18 protein-coding genes, 3 tRNA genes and 3 other RNA genes are annotated in these 21,266 nt (G+C 51.7%); all 24 read right to left on the reverse strand.

Features of this window, described 5'->3' with window-relative positions; genetic code table 11:
• Positions 1-45: 45 nt before the first annotated feature.
• The 24 genes from nadA to sdhA all read right to left on the reverse strand — a co-directional run bounded on the left by nadA (position 46) and on the right by sdhA (position 21,263).
• Complete coding sequence (nadA, locus tag EVX52_RS03135) at positions 46-1,110, reverse strand: quinolinate synthase NadA (RefSeq protein ID WP_129952005.1); 1,065 nt, start codon at positions 1,108-1,110, stop codon at positions 46-48.
• 294 nt (positions 1,111-1,404) lie between these two features.
• Positions 1,405-1,524: non-coding RNA, RtT sRNA (locus tag EVX52_RS03140), on the reverse strand.
• 14 nt (positions 1,525-1,538) lie between these two features.
• A non-coding RNA gene (locus EVX52_RS03145) (RtT sRNA) lies at positions 1,539-1,658 on the reverse strand.
• Between the two features lie 14 nt (positions 1,659-1,672).
• Positions 1,673-1,748 (reverse strand) — tRNA-Lys (locus EVX52_RS03150).
• Positions 1,749-1,811: 63 nt separating this feature from the next.
• A non-coding RNA gene (locus tag EVX52_RS03155) (RtT sRNA) lies at positions 1,812-1,931 on the reverse strand.
• A 14-nt stretch (positions 1,932-1,945) separates the two neighbouring features.
• Positions 1,946-2,021, reverse strand: a tRNA-Lys gene (locus EVX52_RS03160).
• Positions 2,022-2,188: 167 nt separating this feature from the next.
• Positions 2,189-2,264 (reverse strand) — tRNA-Lys (locus EVX52_RS03165).
• A gap of 197 nt (positions 2,265-2,461) precedes the next feature.
• Positions 2,462-3,253, reverse strand: coding sequence for a cell division protein CpoB (cpoB, locus tag EVX52_RS03170; RefSeq protein WP_129952006.1), 792 nt, complete (start codon positions 3,251-3,253; stop codon positions 2,462-2,464).
• 9 nt (positions 3,254-3,262) lie between these two features.
• Positions 3,263-3,775 (reverse strand): peptidoglycan-associated lipoprotein Pal, encoded by a 513-nt coding sequence (gene pal, locus EVX52_RS03175; protein ID WP_013576426.1) that lies wholly within the window; start codon positions 3,773-3,775, stop codon positions 3,263-3,265.
• 47 nt (positions 3,776-3,822) lie between these two features.
• On the reverse strand, positions 3,823-5,115 hold the full coding sequence (gene tolB, locus EVX52_RS03180; protein ID WP_013576427.1) for a Tol-Pal system beta propeller repeat protein TolB: 1,293 nt from the start codon (positions 5,113-5,115) through the stop codon (positions 3,823-3,825).
• A 130-nt stretch (positions 5,116-5,245) separates the two neighbouring features.
• Positions 5,246-6,478 carry a cell envelope integrity protein TolA gene (tolA, locus tag EVX52_RS03185; RefSeq protein ID WP_129952007.1) on the reverse strand — a complete coding sequence of 411 codons (1,233 nt, stop codon included), beginning with the start codon at positions 6,476-6,478 and terminating at the stop codon, positions 5,246-5,248.
• A gap of 113 nt (positions 6,479-6,591) precedes the next feature.
• Positions 6,592-7,023, reverse strand: a complete 432-nt coding sequence (tolR, locus tag EVX52_RS03190; RefSeq protein WP_013576429.1) for a colicin uptake protein TolR — start codon at positions 7,021-7,023, stop codon at positions 6,592-6,594.
• Positions 7,024-7,034: 11 nt separating this feature from the next.
• Positions 7,035-7,724, reverse strand: coding sequence for a Tol-Pal system protein TolQ (tolQ, locus tag EVX52_RS03195; protein ID WP_013576430.1), 690 nt, complete (start codon positions 7,722-7,724; stop codon positions 7,035-7,037).
• Entirely contained in the window at positions 7,721-8,125 is a 405-nt protein-coding gene (gene ybgC, locus EVX52_RS03200) for a tol-pal system-associated acyl-CoA thioesterase (protein WP_015698108.1), read from the reverse strand. Before ybgC ends, tolQ begins: the two co-directional genes overlap by 4 nt.
• A gap of 149 nt (positions 8,126-8,274) precedes the next feature.
• Positions 8,275-8,568, reverse strand: coding sequence for a cyd operon protein YbgE (ybgE, locus tag EVX52_RS03205; RefSeq protein WP_129952008.1), 294 nt, complete (start codon positions 8,566-8,568; stop codon positions 8,275-8,277).
• Between the two features lie 2 nt (positions 8,569-8,570).
• Entirely contained in the window at positions 8,571-8,684 is a 114-nt protein-coding gene (cydX, locus tag EVX52_RS03210; protein ID WP_013576433.1) for a cytochrome bd-I oxidase subunit CydX, read from the reverse strand.
• A 10-nt stretch (positions 8,685-8,694) separates the two neighbouring features.
• Positions 8,695-9,834 (reverse strand): cytochrome d ubiquinol oxidase subunit II, encoded by a 1,140-nt coding sequence (gene cydB / locus EVX52_RS03215; RefSeq protein ID WP_129952009.1) that lies wholly within the window; start codon positions 9,832-9,834, stop codon positions 8,695-8,697.
• A 14-nt stretch (positions 9,835-9,848) separates the two neighbouring features.
• Complete coding sequence (gene cydA, locus EVX52_RS03220; protein WP_129952010.1) at positions 9,849-11,417, reverse strand: cytochrome ubiquinol oxidase subunit I; 1,569 nt, start codon at positions 11,415-11,417, stop codon at positions 9,849-9,851.
• Positions 11,418-12,136: 719 nt separating this feature from the next.
• Positions 12,137-13,009, reverse strand: a complete 873-nt coding sequence (gene sucD / locus EVX52_RS03225; protein WP_013576436.1) for a succinate--CoA ligase subunit alpha — start codon at positions 13,007-13,009, stop codon at positions 12,137-12,139.
• Positions 13,009-14,175 carry an ADP-forming succinate--CoA ligase subunit beta gene (gene sucC, locus EVX52_RS03230; protein WP_129952011.1) on the reverse strand — a complete coding sequence of 389 codons (1,167 nt, stop codon included), beginning with the start codon at positions 14,173-14,175 and terminating at the stop codon, positions 13,009-13,011. The genes sucD and sucC overlap by 1 nt, the downstream gene beginning before the upstream one ends.
• Before the next feature lie 100 nt (positions 14,176-14,275).
• Complete coding sequence (gene odhB / locus EVX52_RS03235) at positions 14,276-15,505, reverse strand: 2-oxoglutarate dehydrogenase complex dihydrolipoyllysine-residue succinyltransferase (RefSeq protein WP_015698112.1); 1,230 nt, start codon at positions 15,503-15,505, stop codon at positions 14,276-14,278.
• Between the two features lie 46 nt (positions 15,506-15,551).
• Positions 15,552-18,359 carry a 2-oxoglutarate dehydrogenase E1 component gene (sucA, locus tag EVX52_RS03240; protein WP_129952013.1) on the reverse strand — a complete coding sequence of 936 codons (2,808 nt, stop codon included), beginning with the start codon at positions 18,357-18,359 and terminating at the stop codon, positions 15,552-15,554.
• Positions 18,360-18,760: 401 nt separating this feature from the next.
• The gene (locus tag EVX52_RS03245) at positions 18,761-19,477 is read right to left on the reverse strand and encodes a succinate dehydrogenase iron-sulfur subunit (protein ID WP_129952014.1); all 717 of its coding nucleotides are present in this window, start codon (positions 19,475-19,477) and stop codon (positions 18,761-18,763) included.
• A 19-nt stretch (positions 19,478-19,496) separates the two neighbouring features.
• On the reverse strand, positions 19,497-21,263 hold the full coding sequence (gene sdhA, locus EVX52_RS03250; RefSeq protein ID WP_129952015.1) for a succinate dehydrogenase flavoprotein subunit: 1,767 nt from the start codon (positions 21,261-21,263) through the stop codon (positions 19,497-19,499).
• Positions 21,264-21,266: the final 3 nt, after the last annotated feature.

Consider the following 21,266-nt stretch of genomic DNA (forward strand, 5'->3'; position numbering starts at 1 on the left):
TTCCTTTTATTGATGCTCATAAATCATTATCAGCCATGAAAATGCTTACAACGCTTTAGCCTGTGTTCTTAATCTCAGTTGGGCGGCAAAATCCAGCATGCGGTTGAGCGGGATCAGAGATTTTACACGCAGCGCCTCGTCTACCTCGATAGCATGTTCCGTGCCACCGTGTTCCAGCCCTTGGGCAATCGCTTTCAGACCGTTCATCGCCATCCACGGGCAATGCGCGCAGGTACGACAACTTGCACCCTCACCTGCCGTCGGCGCCTCAAACAATTCTTTGTCCGGGCACGCCTGTTGCATTTTGTAAAAAATACCGCGGTCCGTGGCGACGATAAGTTGCTGCTGGGGCAATGTTTTTGCCGCCAGAATGAGCTGACTGGTAGAACCGACCGCATCAGCCATATCAACGATCGCCTGAGGAGACTCAGGGTGCACCAGAACAGCGGCGTTCGGGTATAGACCTTTCATTCGGGTCAGGGCCTGCGTTTTAAACTCGTCATGGACGATACAGGCGCCCTGCCAGCACAATACATCTGCCCCCGTCTGCTTACGGACGTAATTTCCGAGGTGACGGTCCGGTGCCCAGATTATTTTTTCGCCCAGACTGTCAAGATGTTCAATCAGCTCAACCGCAATGCTTGAGGTAACAACCCAGTCTGCTCTGGCTTTTACTGCTGCTGAGGTATTAGCGTAGACCACTACTGTGCGGTCGGGGTGCTGGTCGCAGAAATCTGAGAAAGCCTGTTCAGGACAGCCCAGATCCAAAGAACATTCAGCATTGAGTGTTGGCATCAGCACAGTTTTTTCCGGGCTGAGGATTTTAGCCGTTTCTCCCATGAAGCGTACACCGGCGACGAGCAACGTGGAAGCTGGATGCTGGCTGCCAAAGCGCGCCATTTCCAGAGAGTCGGCGACAATGCCGCCGGTTTCTTCGGCAAGCGCCTGAATTTCAGGATCAGTGTAATAATGCGCCACCATCACCGCATCACGTTCCCTGAGCAGTTTTCTGATCTTCTCTTTGTAGAAGGTCTTTTCATCTGCGGTCAGCACGGCGGGTTTCGGTGGGAAAGGATAAACCGCCGCATTCAGATCCAATGTTTCGCTCATACTCGTCATCTCATTCAGTCAGACAATTTGCCCGGATAGCCAAAAGCCACCATGATCCCATCCCGGAACCATTAGTTTTGTATGCTAAACAAAATACCGCAAAAAATAGGGAAAGTCGTCCATATAATAGACGCAGGGCTTAAAATGTTTACTGCACTTAAAATCAGAGAGATTTTAAGTAAAGTCAGCAGAAAAAATTTATCTGCCAGGAGGAAGTTTTGAGGGTCAGATGCGAAAAAAGCGCCAAAAGGCGCTTTTCTCTGAATTCTGCAATGTAGATGACTTCACAAAAAGTGGTGGGCCGTGCTGGATTGACCCGGTTTAACCTCGCCCTGCGGGCAACGCCTGCGCGTTGTCGTCTCGCTTCGCTCGGCTCGAACCAGTGGTTCTCATCCTGCACTGCTTTATTGCATTTTTCACTTTAGAAGTGGTGGGCCGTGCTGGATTGACTCGGTTTCACCTCGCCCTGCGGGCAACGCTTACGCGTTGTCGTCTCGCTTCGCTCGGCTCGAACCAGTGGTTCTCATCCTGCACTGCTTTATTGCATTTTTCACTTTAACAGTGGTGGGCCGTGCTGGATTCGAACCAGCGACCAATTGATTAAAAGTCAACTGCTCTACCAACTGAGCTAACGGCCCATCTAAATGCTTTTTACTACTTACTTTTGGCTTTCAAAATATTCAGTAGGTTCCACCTAAAAGTGGTGGGCCGTGCTGGATTGACTCGGTTTCACCTCGCCCTGCGGGCAACGCCTGCGCGTTGTCGTCTCGCTTCGCTCGGCTCGAACCAGTGGTTCTCATCCTGCACTGCTTCACTACATTTTCCACTTTAAAAGTGGTGGGCCGTGCTGGATTCGAACCAGCGACCAATTGATTAAAAGTCAACTGCTCTACCAACTGAGCTAACGGCCCTTCCTGAATACTTCTTACAGCCAGCGTGTCTTGCAGTTGGTGTGCAAGGCACTACAGTTTGTTTAGATGACCTGGCCGTGCTGGATTGACTCGGTTTCACCTCGCCATACGGGCAACGCCTGCGCGTTGTCGTCCTGCACTGCTTTATTGCATTTTCCACTGAAAAGTGGTGGGCCGTGCTGGATTCGAACCAGCGACCAATTGATTAAAAGTCAACTGCTCTACCAACTGAGCTAACGGCCCATCTAAACCTGCTGCAAATTGCCTAAATCTCTGACAGCGTTAGCCGTTTGGAGTTGTCTGGGCAACGGCGGCATATATTACTTATTTAACTTTTCAGTGCAACTTTAATTTTCAGAAAGAGTGCTAACTGATGGTGTTTCACACACTCAAGCCCAGAAAATGCACGATATGTACATTTTCCGGGCCTGAACGAGTCACTACTTTGCAGATAAGCGTTTTTGAGCTTGTTTTGCCGCATCGGTATTTGGGTACTGTTTCACGACCTGTGCGAAGACGGCTTTGGCTTTATCAGCCTGACCTTTCTCCTGCATGATGACCCCAACCTTGAACATTGCGTCAGAACTTTTTGGAGACTTAGGATAGTTTTTGACCACAACTGCAAAATAATAAGCAGCATCGTCTTTTTTACCCTTGTTGTAATACAACTGACCGAGCCAGTAATTGGCGTTTGGCTGATAAGTTGAATCAGGATATTTTTTTACGAAACTCTGAAAAGCCGCAATGGCTTCATCATATTGTTTCTTTTCCAGCGCCAGTGAAACCGCAGCATTGTAATCGCTGTTCACGTCACCGGTACTTGCAGGAGCTTGTGCAGCACCCGCGTCAGGTGTTGTGGCAGAAGACCCTGCAGCGTCACCTGTGGCTGCAGCAGCACCCGTGCTGGCGGCCCCGGCAGAACCCTGGCTTAAGCTGTCGAGTTGATTAAAAATCTGCTTCTGGCGATCACCAAGCTGACTCAGCTGATATTGATTCTCCTGGATTTGACCACGAAGAGTATCCATATCACGTTGGGTATCAGAAAGTTGTTGCTGGAGTTGAGTTAATAGCTGGCTGTGAGCGTTAGAAATACGCTCCAGAGAGGTGACCCGATCTTCAATCGAGCCTGAGCCGACATTACTGATTGGCGCTTGGGCAGTAGCGGCCCATGGGACCGCTACGCCAACCAGTAACGACAGACTCAACAGGTGAGTTCTGAAGTTACTGCTCATACTATTCTCTTAGTATACCAGTACGGCACGACGGTTTTTAGCGTATGCCGCTTCGTCATGGCCCAGTACAGCTGGTTTTTCTTTACCGTAAGAAACGATAGAGATTTGGTCAGCAGAAACGCCTTTGCCTTGCAGGTACATTTTAACAGCAGTAGCACGACGTTCGCCCAGGGCGATGTTGTACTCTGGCGTACCACGTTCGTCAGCATGACCTTCTACAGTCACTTTGTAAGACGGGTTGCTACGCAGGAAAGCTGCGTGCGCGTCCAACATCTGAGCGAATTCAGAAGACACATCGTATTTGTCCAGGCCAAAGTAAACGATGTTGTTTTTCTGCAGTTCTTGCATCTGCAGACGAGCTTGCTCTTCTGAAGACATGTTAGCGTTTTCAGTGCCTGCGCCAGAGTTCAGACCCATACCATTAGATTGGTCGTTGTCTGCGTTCTTGTGAGAACTACAAGCAGCTACTGCCAGTACAGGCAACGCCAGCATCAGCCCTTTCAGCACTTTGTTCAGTTGCATCTATTCGATCCTTTTATAATTTTTTGCCATACATAGTATTCTATGCATTACAGATACGGCGACCAGGCAGGAAATTTGACCTGTCCATCAGTTGCCGGAAGACGCGCTTTGAAGCGCCCATCAGTCGATACCAACTGCAATACGGAACCCAGTCCCTGAGAGGAGCTGTAAATTACCATGGTGCCATTTGGTGCGAGGCTAGGCGTTTCATCCAGGAACGTGTCCGTCAATGTTTGAACGGCTCCCGTTGCCAGATCCAGTTTAGCGATGTGCTGTGTACCGCTGGCGCTGCTCACCATAACCAGGAACTTGCCATCTGTACTGACGTCAGAGTCCTGATTCTGCGAGCCTTCCCAGGTCAGACGCTGAGGCGCACCGCCATTAATGTTCACTTTATAAACCTGCGGACGACCGCCCTGATCCGACGTGAACGCCAGATTCTGGCTGTCCGGGAACCAGGTTGGTTCAGTATTGTTGCTACGTCCGTTTGTCACCTGGCTAATCTGACCAGAAGACAGATTCATTACATACAGATTCAGGCTGCCGTCTTTAGACAGCGCAAAGGCCAGTTTACTGCCATCAGGCGAGAAAGCAGGTGCGCCGTTGTGACGAGGGAAAGAAGCAATCTGTTTGATTGCACCGTTTGCCAGCGTCTGTACCACCAATGCTGAACGACCGCTTTCAAATGTCACGTAAGCCAGTTTGCTGCCGTCAGGAGACCAGGCAGGAGACATCAGTGGCTCTGGTGAACGGTGAACCACGAACTGGTTATAACCGTCGTAATCGGCTACACGCAGCTCATACGGGAATTTACCGCCGTTGGTCTGCACGATGTAAGCAATACGGGTACGAAATGCACCTTTAATGCCGGTCAGCTTTTCAAATACTTCGTCGCTGGCGGTATGCGCGGAATAACGCAGCCATTGTTTGGTCACTTTGTACTGGTTTTGTGCCAGCACGGTACCCGGTGCGCCAGAGGTATCCACCAGTTGGTAAGACACCACATAGCTGCCATCGGCGGCAGGCTGAACCTGACCGATAACAACAGCATCAATACCCAGCGCGGTCCAGGCAGCAGGTGTAACTTCTGCGGCGGAGGTTGGCTGCTGAGGCATACGTGATGCATCAATAGGATTAAATTTGCCGCTGTTACGTAAGTCAGCAGCAACAATACCACCCACATCTTCAGGTGGTGTACCCGGGCCAGCCCATTTGAATGGCACAACGCCAATCGGGCGAGCTGTATCTACCCCTTGGGTAATTTCAATGCGAACTTCTGCATGAACCACAGATGCCCACATCATCAAAAGGCCGAACGCTACTCGAAATGCCTGCTTCATTGTATCTCCCTTATCTGGACGTATCTGCCCGCGATAATTTAGCAGAATTTTAACAAACCAACGCACACAAAACTAGAATTACACCCTGCAATCTATCGTAAAAATCTGAAAAGGAATTATTTTCTTCTTCCTACGGTTTAAAATCTATCGGAGCATTTTTAAACACTTCATAGACTGCTTCAGAAGGCGGTTTCGGGAACTTCGCCTGTCGTGCTGCGGCAAGCGCAGCCTGACACAGTGCAGGATCCCCACCTTCAGCCGACACGCTGATCAGCGAGCCATCCGGATTCATTTTAACGCGCAACGAACAGGTTTTGCCTGCATAAGATGATGCGTCATAGAATCTGCTCTCGATGGCAGCTTTAATCTGGCTACCATAGTTCGCAATATCCGCCCCGGATGCGCCCGCCTTTTTCTGAGTTCCCTTCCCTGCAGGAGCAGAAGCACCGCCCCCGGTTGCCCCTTTCGGCGCATTTTTAGAGTCGGCCAGGCCATCAAATAAGTTATTCGCATCAGCGGCTTCTTTGGCAGCGGCGGCAGCGGCAGCTTTTTTATCGGCTGCAGCTTTCTTGGCAGCCGCGGCAGCTTCCGCTTTTTTCTCTGCGGCAGCAGCAGCTTTTGCATCGGCGGCGGCTTTGGCATCAGCCTCAGCTTGTGCTTTAGCATCGGCAGCGGCCTGAGCCTTCGCTTCAGCAGCAGCCTGTTTTTTGGCTTCTGCGGCCGCTTCTTTCTTAGCATCCGCTTCGGCTTGTTTCTTCGCAGCGGCAGCCGCGGCGGCGGCTTCAGCCTCTGCTTGTTTTTTAGCATCCGCAGCCGCTTTTTTCTGCGCGTCAGCTTGTGCTTTAGCCGCTTCTTTCGCGGCATCTGCTTTCGCCTGAGCGGCTGCTTTTGCCGCTTCAGCCTTCGCCTGTGCTGCGGCAGCTTCAGCCTGTTTTTGCTGTTCTTTCGCCTGCTCGGCAGCTTGTTCAGCCTGCTTTTGCTGCTGGGCCTGTTCCTGAGCCTGCTGCTTCGCACTTTCCTGCGCTTGCAGACGCTCTTTCTCAAGTTCTTTCAGGCGTTGCTGTTCTGCGGCCTGTTTCTGTTGCAGCTCTTCAGCCTGTTGTTCTGATTTTTTCTGACGCGCGGCGGCAGCGCGTTGGGAATCAGCCTGTTGCTGTTGCTGACGATTGTACTGATCGACCACGGCACTGGGATCAACCATTACGGCAGAGATATCGCTACCCCCACCGCCGCCACTCATGCTGGTATCTTCGTCCAGCGATCCCCAAATCAACAGGGCTATAATGATGATATGCAGAACGACCGAAACAATAACGGCGCGTTTGAGCTTATCGTTTTGTTCAGTTGCAGTTGCCTTTACCAAAATAGATTTCCCAAGACAGGATTACTAAAAACCCGGGTTCCTGTATTGCCTGTCATACTTTTAACAAGCCAGAGAATGCCGGGTTTCAAATAAGTGTTACAAATTACCTATCCTCAGATAGGTTGTGTCATCAATCCGACAGATTTCACGCCAGCCTGATGCAGCATATTCAGCGCCTTGATGATTTCATCATAAGGCACGTCTTTTGCACCGCCGATCAGGAATACCGTCTTCGGATTGGCCTGAATACGGCTGGTCGCTTCTGCGATAACCTGTTGTTCAGGCAATTGTTCCATACGCTGATGATCCACCACAATGGTGTACTGACCCACGCCGGAGACTTCAACAATCACGGGCGGATTATCATCGCTGGACACCGTTTTAGAATCCGTTGCGTCAGGCAAATCGACTTCCACACTCTGGGTAATGATGGGTGCTGTTGCCATAAAAATCAGCAACAGAACCAGCAATACGTCCAGCAACGGAACGATGTTGATCTCCGACTTACCTTCGCGGCGGTTACGACGACCTCGTGAACGAGCCATACTCTCCCCCTTTAGTTACTGCTGGTTTCGCGAGAGAAAGCCTGACGGTGCAGGATAGCCGTGAATTCTTCCATGAAGTTATCGTAGTTTTGCTCAAGCTTGTTCACACGCTGGTTCAGGCGGTTGTACGCCATAACAGCAGGGATAGCGGCAAACAGACCAATCGCAGTGGCGATCAGTGCTTCTGCGATACCCGGGGCGACCATTTGCAAGGTTGCCTGTTTCACAGAACCTAAACCGATAAAGGCGTGCATGATCCCCCAGACGGTACCGAACAGACCGATATACGGGCTGATAGAACCCACGGTGCCCAGGAACGGAATATGTGTTTCCAGTGATTCGAGTTCACGGTTAAAAGAAATACGCATCGCACGTGAAGAACCTTCAATCACGGCTTCCGGCGCATGGCTGTTGGCACGATGAAGACGCGCGAACTCTTTAAAACCGGAATGGAAGATTTGCTCTGCCCCGCTCAGGGTTTCGCGGCGGCCCTGGCTTTCCTGATACAGACGGGAAAGCTCAATACCGGACCAGAATTTATCTTCGAACGCTTCTGCTTCGCGGGTGGCGGCATTCAGCACCTTGGTGCGTTGAATGATGATCGCCCAGGACGCGATAGAGAAGCACACCAGGACAAGCATAATCAGCTTAACCAGGATGCTGGCCTTCAAAAATAAATCAAGAATGTTCATGTCAGTCACTGCTTAAACTCCGCGACAATAGACTTAGGAAGCGCTCGGGGCTTCATTTGGTGTGGATCAATGCATGCGATCAACACTTCTGCAGAACTCAGAAGGTTTCCATGCGAATCAAGAATTCGTTGTGCAAAAGTAAGAGAAGCTCCGCGAATGGACGTAATCTCACTCTGGACATCCAGCAGGTCATCTAGGCGAGCTGGTGCAAAGTATTCGACCGTCATGCGGCGGACAGCAAAAGCGACGTGTTCACCCAGCAACTGCTGCTGGTGAAAATTGCGTTGGCGCAACATCTCTGTGCGAGCCCTTTCATAAAAGGCGACGTATCGGGCATGGTAGACCACACCTCCCGCGTCTGTGTCCTCAAAGTAGACACGAACCGGCCATCGGAACAACGAATTACTCACTGTACATCCCGTAATGCAATTTGACGGCACTACTATACGCAAGAGAATTGGGGTTGGGAATGGGTAGGATTGATGGAATGAAAATAATTATGGGCCAGAGCGGCCCATAAGAAAATTACTGTAAATTTGTCTTTTTTTTACGCAAAAAATCAGCTGAAAAAGTAATAAAGTCCTGCAGCTAACGCAATCATCGCCAGCAATGGCGAGAAGAAAGCTTTCCAGATTGATTTATGCGGGCGAAAACCCAGGCCATGGATAACACCACTGCAAACGGCCCATATCAAAATGACCCCGTGCCAGACTTCCAGCTGACTGGTTGACGAGGCAAACATGCCGGGTTTCCAAAAAACGCAGCCGGCCAGCACCAGTGACATCACAAGCGAAAGGGCCCTTAACGGGCCCTTGTCTGTGACAGCGTAAAGTTTATCCGCGATCACACTCATTATTACTTCTCTTCTTTAGCCGCTTTATTGGCTTCGCTGTGTTCAAACGCCAGCGCGGTAATGATACCGAATGAGCAAGCCAGTAAGGTGCCGAGGATCCAGGCAAAATACCACATGGTGTTCTCCTTAATACAACGAATGCTTGTTGTTCTCGATGTAATGTTTATCGAGGCGCCCGAACATCTTGTAATACGCCCATGAGGTGTAAATCAGGATGATTGGCACAAAGATGCACGCGACAACGGTCATCACTCTGAGCGTCAACAGTGTGGATGTGGCATCCCACATGGTCAGGCTGGCATTCGGCTCAGTAATTGACGGCATCACGAACGGGAACATAGTGATACCCGCAGTCAGGATTACACAGGCGATAGTCAGTGAGTTACTGATGAATGCCAGCGCCGCTTTATTCATGCGTGAGAACAAAATGGTCAGCAACGGCAAAATCACACCCAATGCAGGAATCGCCCACAAACCGGGTGTCTTGTTGAAGTTAGCCAGCCATGCACCCGCTTCATGAGACACGGTTTTGCGCAGCGGGTTAGACGGACCTGCGTGATCCATAACGGATGTCACGGTGAAACCATCAATCCCTTTCACTAACCAGATGCCTGCCAGCAGGAAACACACCATCATCACCAGCGCAGAAATCTGCGACGCGGCACGGGTACGCAGGTGCAGTTCACCCACAGTACGCATTTGCAGATAGGTGGCCCCCTGAGTGATCAGCATGGTCAGGCTGACCAGACCGGCCAGAATGCCGTACGGGTTCAGCAAGCCCAGCAGATTACCGGTGTAGAACAGACGCAGGTCGCCGTCGATATGGAATGGTACGCCTAACAGAAGGTTACCGAAGGCTACACCAAAGACCAGAGCCGGTACGAAGCTGCCGATGAAAATGCCCCAGTCCCACATGCCACGCCAGCGTGCGCTTTCCAGTTTTGAACGATAGTCAAAACCCAGCGGACGGAAGAACAAGGCACACAGCACAAGTACCATCGCCGCATAAAAGCCGGAGAATGCGGCTGCATACACCATAGGCCAGGCCGCGAACAGCGCACCACCGGCGGTGATCAGCCAGACCTGGTTACCGTCCCAGTGCGGGGCAATGGCATTGATCATCACACGGCGGTCCGTATCGGTTTTACCGATAATGCGCACCAGGATACCAACGCCCATGTCAAATCCATCGGTCACTGCGAAGCCGATAAACAGCACGCCAATCAGCACCCACCAGATGAACCGTAAAACTTCATAATCAAACATAAGTGGACTCCCTATTACCGAGCTTGCTCAAGTGGCGCTGAAGGTTGTTCATAATGATAACGGCCGGTTTTCAGGCTGCTTGGCCCGAGGCGCGCATATTTGAACATCAGGAACATTTCAGCGACCAGGAACAGGGTGTAGAGACCACAGATGAGGATCATCGAGGTCAGTACATCACCCACAGTCAGTGAAGAGTGTGCGATCGCAGTGGGTAAGACTTCACCAATCGCCCAAGGCTGGCGGCCATATTCAGCCACGAACCAGCCTGCCTCGACAGCAATCCACGGCAACGGCAGGCCGATGAATACCGCGCGGTGTAACCAGCGTTTCTGGCCAATTTTGCCACGTAAGACGGTATAGAAGGACAGCGCAATCAGTACGAACATCAGGATGCCGCAGGCAACCATGATACGGAATGCAAAATACAGTGGCAGAACGCGCGGGATAGAATCTTTGGTCGCTTTCTGAATCTGTGCGTCAGTCGCCGCCGCCGGGTTGTCGGTATAGCGTTTGAGCAACATACCGTAGCCCAGATCCTGCTTGGTGCTTTCGAAATCGCTGCGCACTTTCGGGTCAGTGTTGCCCGAACGCAGTTCTTCCAGCAGGGTGTAGGCTTTCATACCGTTACGGATACGCACTTCGTGTTGCGCCATCAGGTCTTTCAGACCGGTGACCGGCGTATCAACAGAACGTGTGGCAATCAGGCCGAGCAGGTAAGGGATCTGAACAGAATATTCATTTTCCATTTTGTCCTGATTCGGCATGCCGAACAGCGTGAAACTTGCCGGTGCAGGTTGGGTATCCCACTCTGCTTCGATAGCAGCCAGTTTCGTTTTTTGTACGTCACCCATTTCATAACCGGATTCATCACCCAGTACGATAACGGAAAGCACGGCAGCCAGACCGAAGCTTGCTGCGATAGCAAATGAACGCTTCGCGAAACCGACATCGCGACCTTTCAACAGGTAGTAAGAGCTGATAGCCAGAATGAACATCGCGCCAGTCACATAACCAGACGCTACGGTGTGAACGAATTTAACCTGCGCAACCGGGTTCAGCACCAGCTCGGAGAAGCTGACCATTTCCATACGCATGGTTTCGTAGTTGAAAGTCGATGCAATCGGGTTTTGCATCCAGCCATTCGCCACCAGGATCCACAAAGCTGACAAGTTTGAGCCAAGGGCAACAAACCAGGTCACAGTCATATGCTGAACTTTAGTAAGACGGTCCCATCCGAAGAAGAACAGGCCCACTAAAGTGGATTCCAGGAAAAATGCCATTAAACCTTCAATCGCCAGCGGCGCACCGAAGATATCACCCACGTAATGTGAGAAATATGACCAGTTAGTCCCGAACTGGAATTCCATGGTTAAACCGGTGGCAACGCCCAGTGCAAAGTTAATTGCAAAGAGTTTGCCCCAGAATTTGGTCATATCTTTATAGATTTGTTTGCCGGAAAGGACATAAACCGTTTCCATAATTGCCAACAAAAACGCCATACCTAGCGTTAATGGGACAAATAGGAAATGATACATGGCTGTTAAAGCAAACTGTAAACGCGACAGTTCAACGATATCAAACATCTTGACCCCTTGCTCCTCGGAGGAAGACCACAAATTGTGATCTTTGACGAACCGTGTGCCGGAACGCCTCATGACTACCAATATTTAAATGTGTGTAGAAAAAATGTCAGTACCCGGTTGAGTAAAGCCATCGACCAGACATTCTGAGTCCGGAAAAAGCACGAGCAGCGGGCCTGGAACAGGCTGATGAACGGGCAAAATCACGGGGAAAAATAATCATACAAAAAACGGATGTTACAGGACCATTATGTTACGCCAGTAATCCCACACATTAAATAGGTTTTTTAGTGACCTTAAGCGGATTTCCGTGTACAGGTCAATTTAAGAACAAAACAGTGGAAAACCCTGTAATTGATCTGCCGCAATTTAAGCCTATCTCCTTGTTTATTTCTATAAGCTGTCCATCAATTTCTAAAAAAATATTTCAAAATGTTAACTTTTGGTTTCAATGAGATTTAATGATGGCCTCAATGTTAATTAATTGTGCTTTTATGGTTGTTGAAAATATCTAATTTGCTACCTTCTAAAATCCAATTATTAACCTTTTATTACCCATGAACGTATCGTGCTGTGTTAATGAATATAGCTTAATTCGGCGAATGTTAATTATTTAGCTTAAAATAAAAAAAGGCCACCCGAAGGCGGCCAACATGTCGAATCTTTTTTATAAAAATTGACTTAACCCGTACCGGCGGTTTACCAATACGGGTGGGTAATACTTATTGCGGAAGCAGTGATTTCACGGCTTCGCCGATATCGGCCAGGCTGCGAACGGTTTTAACACCTGCGGCTTCCAGCGCTGCAAATTTCTCATCAGCAGTGCCTTTACCACCGGCAATGATGGCGCCAGCATGGCCCATACGTTTGCCCTTAGGCGCAGTAACCCCTGCGATGTAACCCACAACCGGTTTAGTCACGTGTGCTTTGATGTACGCTGCGGCTTCTTCTTCGGCGTTACCGCCGATTTCGCCGATCATGACGATCACTTCAGTCTGCGGATCTTCCTGGAACAACTTCAGGATATCGATGAAGTTAGAGCCAGGGATCGGGTCACCGCCGATACCGACACAGGTAGACTGGCCGTAACCGTAATCCGTGGTCTGTTTAACGGCTTCATACGTCAGCGTGCCTGAGCGGGAAACAATACCCACTTTACCTGGCAGATGAATGTGGCCCGGCATGATGCCGATTTTGCATTCACCCGGCGTGATCACCCCCGGACAGTTTGGCCCGATCATCACCGCATCGCTCTGATCCAGTTTCACTTTAACCACCAACATATCCAGGGTCGGAATGCCTTCAGTGATACAGATAATCAGTTTAATGCCAGCATCCAGCGCTTCCAGAATGGAGTCTTTGCAGAACGGCGCCGGAACATAAATCACAGATGCCGTTGCGCCGGTGGTTTCTACCGCTTCACGCACGGTGTTGAACACAGGCAGACCCAGATGTTCGGTGCCACCTTTGCCCGGTGTTACACCGCCAACCATTTTTGTACCGTATGCGATGGCTTGTTCGGAGTGGAAAGTCCCCTGGCTACCGGTGAAACCCTGGCAGATAACTTTGGTGTTCTTGTTGATTAAAATCGACATTATTTCCCCTCCACTGCCGCGACAACTTGTTGAGCCGCATTCGTCAGGCTGGTCGCTGCAATGATGTTCAAACCGCTGTCTGCCAGTTTTTTGGCACCCAGCTCGGCATTGTTACCTTCAAGACGCACCACAACCGGCACGCTGACGCCCACTTCTTCCACCGCACCGATGATACCGTCGGCGATCAGGTCGCAACGTACGATACCGCCGAAGATGTTTACGAAGACGGCTTTGACTTTTTCATCGGACAGGATGATTTTGAAGGCTTCGGTCACGCGTTCTTTGGTTGCGCCACCGCCGACATCGAGGAAGTTAGCCGGTTCGCCGCCGTGCAGTTTCACGATATCCATGGTGCCCATTGCCAGACCGGCCCCGTTCACCATACAACCGATATTGCCGTCGAGCGCAACGTAGTTCAGTTCCCACTGCGCAGCCTGAGACTCACGGGCATCTTCCTGACTGTAATCGCGCATTTCACGCAATTCCGGCTGACGGAACAAGGCGTTGCCGTCGGCACCCAGTTTGCCATCGAGGCAGATCAGGTCACCTGCGGTAGTCACCACCAGCGGGTTGATTTCGATCAGCGCCAGATCGCGCTCAAGGAAAATGTTCGCCAGCCCCATGAAGATCTTGGTGAACTGCTGAACCTGCTTACCGCTCAGACCCAGTTTGAAAGCCAGCTCGCGGCCCTGATACGGCTGCGGACCTGCCAGCGGATCAAGCGCCACTTTGTGGATCAGGTGCGGGGTTTCTTCCGCCACTTTCTCGATTTCCACGCCGCCTTCGGTAGACGCCATGAACACCACGCGACGGGAGCTGCGATCCACTACCGCGCCAAGATACAGTTCTTTATCAATATCAGTGGCGGATTCAACCAGGATCTGGTTAACCGGCTGACCGCTGGCGTCTGTCTGGTAAGTCACCAGACGCTTGCCCAGCCAGTGCTCAGCAAAAGCACGGATTTCTTCTTTGCTTTTAACGACTTTCACGCCGCCCGCTTTACCGCGGCCACCGGCATGAACCTGACATTTCACCACCCACGGACCGGCACCGATTTTCGATGCAGCCTCTTCCGCTTCACGCGGGGTGGAACAGGCGAAGCCCGTTGGTGCTGGCAGGCCGTAGCGCAGGAACAGCTGTTTCGCCTGATACTCGTGTAAATTCATGATGTTCTATCCATTCTTATTCGGTAAGTAGGAAGGCTTATCAGGGCACAGCGAACTGTGCCGCAGATTTTTCGATCTCTCATCTTTCGCTGTGCCGGGACTAGACGTCCAGCAGCAGACGAGCCGGATCTTCCAGCATCTCTTTAATGGTCACCAGGAAACCGACAGACTCGCGGCCATCCACCAGACGGTGATCATATGACAGTGCCAGATACATCATTGGCAAAATCACCACCTGACCATTCACTGCCATCGGGCGATCTTTAATGGCATGCATGCCCAGAATGGCGCTCTGCGGCGGGTTGATGATCGGCGTGGACATCAGAGAACCAAAGACACCGCCGTTGGTCACGGTAAAGTTACCGCCGGTCAGTTCTTCCACTTTCAGCTTGCCGTCACGGCCTTTGATGGCCAGTTCTTTGATTTGCTTCTCGATATCTGCCATGCCCAGCGTATCGACATCACGCAGAACCGGTGTGACCAGACCACGTGGCGTGGATACCGCAATGCTGACATCAAAATAGTTGTGGTAAACCACATCATCGCCATCAATAGAAGCATTCACTTCCGGATAGCGTTTCAGCGCTTCAACCACAGCTTTCAGATAGAAAGACATGAAGCCCAGACGTACACCGTGACGTTTTTCAAAACCATCACCGTACTGCTTACGCAGATCCATGATGGGCTTCATATTGATTTCGTTGAAGGTGGTCAGCATCGCCGTGCTGTTTTTGGCTTCAAGCAGACGCTCAGCAACACGTTTACGCAGACGGGTCATCGGTACCCGTTTTTCGCTACGTGAACCCAGAGCCGGTGCGGCGCTGGTGGCAGCCGGTGCCGCTGCAGGTGCCGCGGCTGGCTTCGCATCCTTGGCCTTCGCCAGGTGCTGTTCAATATCTTCACGGGTCAGACGACCACCGACACCGCTGCCTTTGATGGCGCTGGCATCCAGAGAATGTTCAGCAATCAGACGACGGATAGCCGGGCTGAGTGCGTCGTTGTTCTCTTCTTCCAGTGCTGCTGTGTGGCGTGCCGCAGGAGTCGCTTCTTTATCGGAGCTTTTCTCAGTGCTTGGCTTGCCGCTGCTGTTACCCGGACGAATACGCGCCAGGATCTGACGGGAAATGACCGTCGCACCTTCGTCTTCGATAATGCTGTCCAGAATACCGGCTTCACTTGCCGGCACTTCCAGAACCACTTTATCGGTTTCAATTTCTACCAGTACATCGTCACGCTCAACACTGTCGCCCGGCTTTTTGTGCCAGGTGGCAACCGTCGCATCCGCAACGGATTCAGGAAGGTCAGGGACCAGAATATCTACGCTACTCATTATCAATCCTTCTTATGTTCCATATAGTTAACTGACGCCAACGCGGTTATTTAACGTTCAGCGCATCGTTAACCAGATCTTGCTGTTGCTTCTGGTGAACGGACATGTAGCCCACTGCCGGAGAGGCAGAGGCCGGGCGTCCTGCGTAACGTAAAGAAGCCCCGAAAGGAATCACTTCACGGAAATTGTGCTGGCTGCAATACCACGCGCCCTGGTTCAATGGCTCTTCCTGGCACCAGACGAAATCATGAACGTGTGAGAATTTCTCAAGCACTTCCTGAATTGCCTTGTGCGGGAACGGGTAAAGCTGCTCGATGCGGACGATCGCCACATCGGTTTGCTCGTTTTTGCGACGTTGTTCCAGCAGGTCGTAATAAACCTTACCGGAGCACATCACCACGCGCTTGACCTGTTTTGGATCCAGTTCGTCGACTTCGCCAATCGCAGGCAGGAAGCTGCCGTTAGCCAACTCATCAAGCGTAGAAACCGCAAGAGGATGGCGCAACAGTGACTTCGGTGACATCACGATCAGCGGACGGCGCATACCGCGCAGTGCCTGACGACGGATCATGTGGTAAACCTGCGCCGGGGTAGACGGGATACAGACCTGCATATTTTGCTCAGCGCAAAGTTGCAGATAACGTTCCAGGCGCGCGGAGGAGTGCTCCGGTCCCTGCCCTTCGTAGCCGTGTGGCAACAACATCACCAGACCACACATGCGGCCCCATTTCTGCTCGCCGGAACTGATGAACTGGTCAATAACCACCTGCGCACCGTTGGCGAAATCACCGAACTGCGCTTCCCAGATAGTCAGGGTGCGCGGTTCAGCCGTGGCATAACCGTATTCAAATGCCAGCACCGCTTCTTCGGAAAGCACGGAATCCCAGACGTTGAACTCGCCCTGGCTGTTATGAATATTAGCCAGCGGCACGTACACGGAACCGTTTTTCTGGTTATGGACCACAGCATGGCGGTGGAAGAAGGTGCCGCGACCGGTATCTTCACCGGAAAGACGAATCGGAATACCTTCATCGACCAGCGTCGCGTAGGCCAGGTTTTCTGCACCACCCCAGTCGAATTTCTTATTGCCCTCTGCCATCTCGTTACGGTCAGCATAAATCTTGGCCACGCGTGACTGCATTTCAATCGCATCCGGCACATGACTGACACGACGCGCCAGTTCCTGCAGACGTTTCAGCTCAACCTTGTTCGGGTAAGCTTCATCCCACTCATGGTTCAGATACGGTGACCAGGTGAAAGTGTGCATGTCATTCTGACGCCACTCTTCCACTACGCATTCACCAGCATCCAGCGCATCACGATACAGGTTGACCATTTCCGTGGCATCTTCGAGGCTGGCCACGTTTTGCTCAGTCAGGACATCAGCGTAGATTTTGCGTGGCGTCGGGTGTTTCTTAATCTTGTTGTACATCAGCGGCTGGGTTGCGCTAGGTTCGTCGGCCTCGTTATGGCCGTGGCGACGGTAGCAAACCAGATCGATCATGACGTCACGTTTAAAGGTGTTACGGAAATCCAATGCCAGGCGGGTTACGAAAGCCACCGCTTCAGGGTCATCGGCATTGACGTGGAAAATCGGTGCCTGCACCATTTTCGCAATATCGGTACAGTAATCGGTAGAACGCGCATCTTTCGGATTCGAGGTGGTGAAACCCACCTGGTTATTGATGACGATACGTACGGTGCCGCCCACTTCATAACCACGTGCCAGCGACATGTTCAGGGTTTCCTGAACCACACCCTGACCGGTAATCGCCGCATCACCGTGAATGGTGATTGGCAGAACCATGTTGCTGCGCGCTTCGTCCAGACGATCACGACGGGCACGAACAGAACCGATAACCACCGGGCTGACGATTTCGAGGTGCGACGGGTTAAACGCCAGCGCCAGATGCACCATACCGCCTTCGGTTTCCACATCAGACGAATAGCCCATGTGGTATTTCACATCACCGGTACCCAGATGTTCTTTATGCTTGCCGGAGAATTCGTCGAACAAATCCTGCGGCTTTTTGCCCAGCACGTTGATCAGTACGTTCAGACGGCCACGGTGCGCCATACCCAGCACCACTTCACGGGTTCCGTTTTTGCCGGCATGACGGATCATGTCTTTAAGCATCGGCACCAGTGCATCGCCACCTTCGAGTGAAAAGCGTTTTGCACCCGGGAATTTCGCGCCCAGATAACGCTCCAGACCTTCTGCTGCGGTCAGCTCTTTCAGGAACGTTTTCTTTTCATCATTGGTGAAGCTCGCACGACCGGCCACGGATTCGATACGCTGTTGGATCCAGCGTTTCTCTTCGGTGTTGGTGATGTGCATATATTCTGCACCAATGGAACCGCAATAGGTTTGCTTCAGGGCTTTATACAGCTCGCCGAGCTGCATGGTTTCCTTGCCAATGGCAAAAGAACCGACGTTGAAGGTTTCCTGGAAATCAGCTTCAGTCAGATGGTGGAACGCCGGATCCAGATCGGGCACGTCGTCCAGTTTCCACAGACCAAGAGGATCAAGGTTCGCGTTCTGATGACCACGGAAGCGGAAGGCGTTGATTAACTGCAGCACCTTGACTTGCTTGGCATCCGTTTGCGGATCGCTGATGGAGGAGTTGTAACGTGACGCGTCTTTCGCCAGGCGGCGGAAGTAGTCCCGTGTTTGAGAATGGAGTTGCTCTGGTTTCACACCCACTGTTGGTAGCTGTTTAAAAATCGAACGCCAGCTATCGTCAACGGAACCAGGATCGGTTAAGTAGTCTTCATAGAGTTGTTCTATGTAAGACTGGTTCGCACCCGCCAGATAGGAGGAATCCAGCCAGGCCTTCATTGCGCCGTTCTGCATCGTGATCCCTTAAGCTTTGAAGCTTTAGTTTTCGCCGTGGTTAATAATATTGACCGTGATACACCGCGGTAAAACGGTTTTCCTTACTAAAACAGTTCGTTGGTTGAGCATTTGGCTCTTCAAGGAACCTTCAGAAATCCGCCATGCGCGTGACTGATTTTTGAAGTTGCCCTGCTTTTTAGTGCTGCCTTTTCAGATGTTTTCTAACACCCTGATTTTGACCCGGCTATCTTACTCCTGTAAGGCGCAACTTTGTTGCACTTGTTGCTATTTTGTTATTAAAAATTTACTTATTTGCTATCAACGCCTCAGTTGCAACATTTGTAACTAAAGAAAGCGCAACGCACCTGGGCTAAATAACAGCGGGAACCTGAGTTCCCGCTGTGGCGTGGCATATCTTCTCAGGCACCGCGTTGTAGCAGCATCGATTTGATATGACCGATAGCCTTGGTCGGATTCAGCCCCTTCGGACATACACTCACACAGTTCATGATGCTGTGGCAGCGGAATACGCTGAAAGCATCGTTCAGATCGTCGAGGCGCGATTGTGTCTCGGTATCGCGGCTGTCGATCAGGAAACGGTAAGCGGCCAGAAGGCCCGCCGGGCCGACAAACTTGTCCGGATTCCACCAGAAAGACGGACAGGACGTCGAACAGCAGGCGCAGAGAATACACTCGTATAATCCGTCCAGCTTTTCACGATCATCCGGCATCTGTAAATGTTCACGCGCCGGAGGATTTTTCCCATCATTCAACAAGTAAGGCTTAATCTTCTCATACTGCTTATAGAATTGCCCCATGTCTACTACAAGGTCACGGACAACCGGTAACCCTGGTAACGGACGGATAACAATTTTCTTGTTGCCGTTACGCAGCGTCGAGACGGGTGTGATACACGCCAGACCGTTTTTACCGTTCATGTTGACGCCATCTGACCCGCAAACCCCTTCACGGCATGAGCGGCGGAAAGCCAGCGTCGGATCCTGCTCTTTCAGCAAAATCAGCGCGTCGAGCAACATCATGTCGCGCCCTTCTTTGGCTTCCAGCACATAATCTTTCATGTACGGCACGTCATCGACGTCCGGGTTATAGCGATAAATCGAAAATTCAATTTTCATAATCTGTCTCCGCTCTGCCCTAGTATGTACGCGCTTTCGGCGGGAACGCTGCGCGAAGCTTAGGCTGCATGTTCACCTCACGGCGGGTCATGCTTTCTGTTTCCGGCTGATACAGCGTGTGGCACAACCAGTTCGCATCATCACGCTCAGGGAAGTCGAAACGGCTGTGTGCGCCACGGCTTTCGGTGCGGTAGTTTGCAGAGACGGCAGTGGAGAACGCGGTTTCCATCAGATTATCCAGTTCCAGGCACTCAACGCGCTGGGTATTGAATTCTGAGGACGTATCATCCAGACGGGCAGATTTCAGACGCTCGCGGATCACTTTCAGTTCTTCCAGCCCTTTCGCCATCGCATCACCTTCACGGAAGACCGAGAAGTTGTTCTGCATGCACGCTTGCAGATCTTTACGGATAGCCACCGGATCTTCACCTGAACGGGTGTTATTCCAGCGGTTCAGACGTTCCAGAGAGACATCAATGTCATCCTGAGAGGCATCACGGCTGTCACCCTGCTCTGCAATAGATTCCTGCAAATGCATGCCCGCTGCACGGCCAAACACCACCAGGTCCAGCAGCGAGTTGCCGCCAAGGCGGTTAGCGCCATGTACCGATACGCAGGCAATCTCGCCCACGGCGAACAGACCCGGGATCACTTCGTCCTGACCCTGTGCGTTAACACGCAATGCCTGACCGGTCACCTTGGTCGGAATACCGCCCATCATGTAATGGCAGGTCGGGATAACCGGGATCGGCTCTTTCACCGGATCGACGTGTGCGAAGGTACGCGACAGTTCGAGGATGCCAGGCAGGCGGGATTCCAGAACGTCTTTACCCAGATGGTCGAGTTTCAGTTTGGCGTGCGGGCCCCACGGACCTTCACAGCCGCGGCCTTCGCGGATTTCGATCATGATGGAACGCGCCACCACGTCACGACCCGCCAGGTCTTTGGCATTCGGCGCATAACGTTCCATGAAACGCTCGCCGTCTTTATTAAGCAGATAACCGCCTTCACCACGACAGCCTTCTGTTACCAGAACGCCTGCGCCGGCGATACCGGTCGGGTGGAACTGCCACATTTCCATATCCTGCACCGGAACACCTGCACGCAGCGCCATGCCGACACCGTCGCCGGTATTAATGTGGGCGTTGGTGGTGGACTGGTAAATACGGCCTGCACCACCGGTCGCCAGCACGGTCGCTTTGGCTTTGAAGTACACCACTTCACCGGTTTCAATACAGATTGCGGTACAGCCGACGATCGCGCCGTCCTGGTTTTTCACTAAATCCAGCGAATACCATTCTGAGAAAATTGTGGTGCCATTTTTCAGGTTTTGCTGATACAGCGTATGCAACAAGGCGTGACCGGTACGGTCGGCTGCGGCGGCGGTACGTGCCGCCTGTTCGCCGCCGAAGTTCTTCGACTGCCCGCCAAACGGACGCTGATAAATACGGCCATCGTCCAGACGGGAGAAAGGCAGCCCCATGTGTTCGAGTTCCAGAATCGCTTCCGGCCCGGTTTTACACATATATTCAATGGCGTCCTGGTCACCGATATAGTCGGAACCTTTTACGGTGTCATACATATGCCATTCCCAGTCATCCTCATGGGTGTTACCCAGCGCAACGGTAATACCGCCCTGCGCTGACACCGTATGGGAGCGGGTCGGGAAGACTTTTGAAATCAGGGCACAAGACAGCCCCATTTGCGAAATTTGTAACGCGGCACGCATACCGGCGCCACCCGCACCGATAACGACAGCATCAAACTCTCTGACTGGCAGATTCATTTA

The organism is Rahnella sp. CFA14(1/10), from assembly GCF_004195095.1.
Lineage (GTDB): Bacteria > Pseudomonadota > Gammaproteobacteria > Enterobacterales > Enterobacteriaceae > Rahnella > Rahnella perminowiae.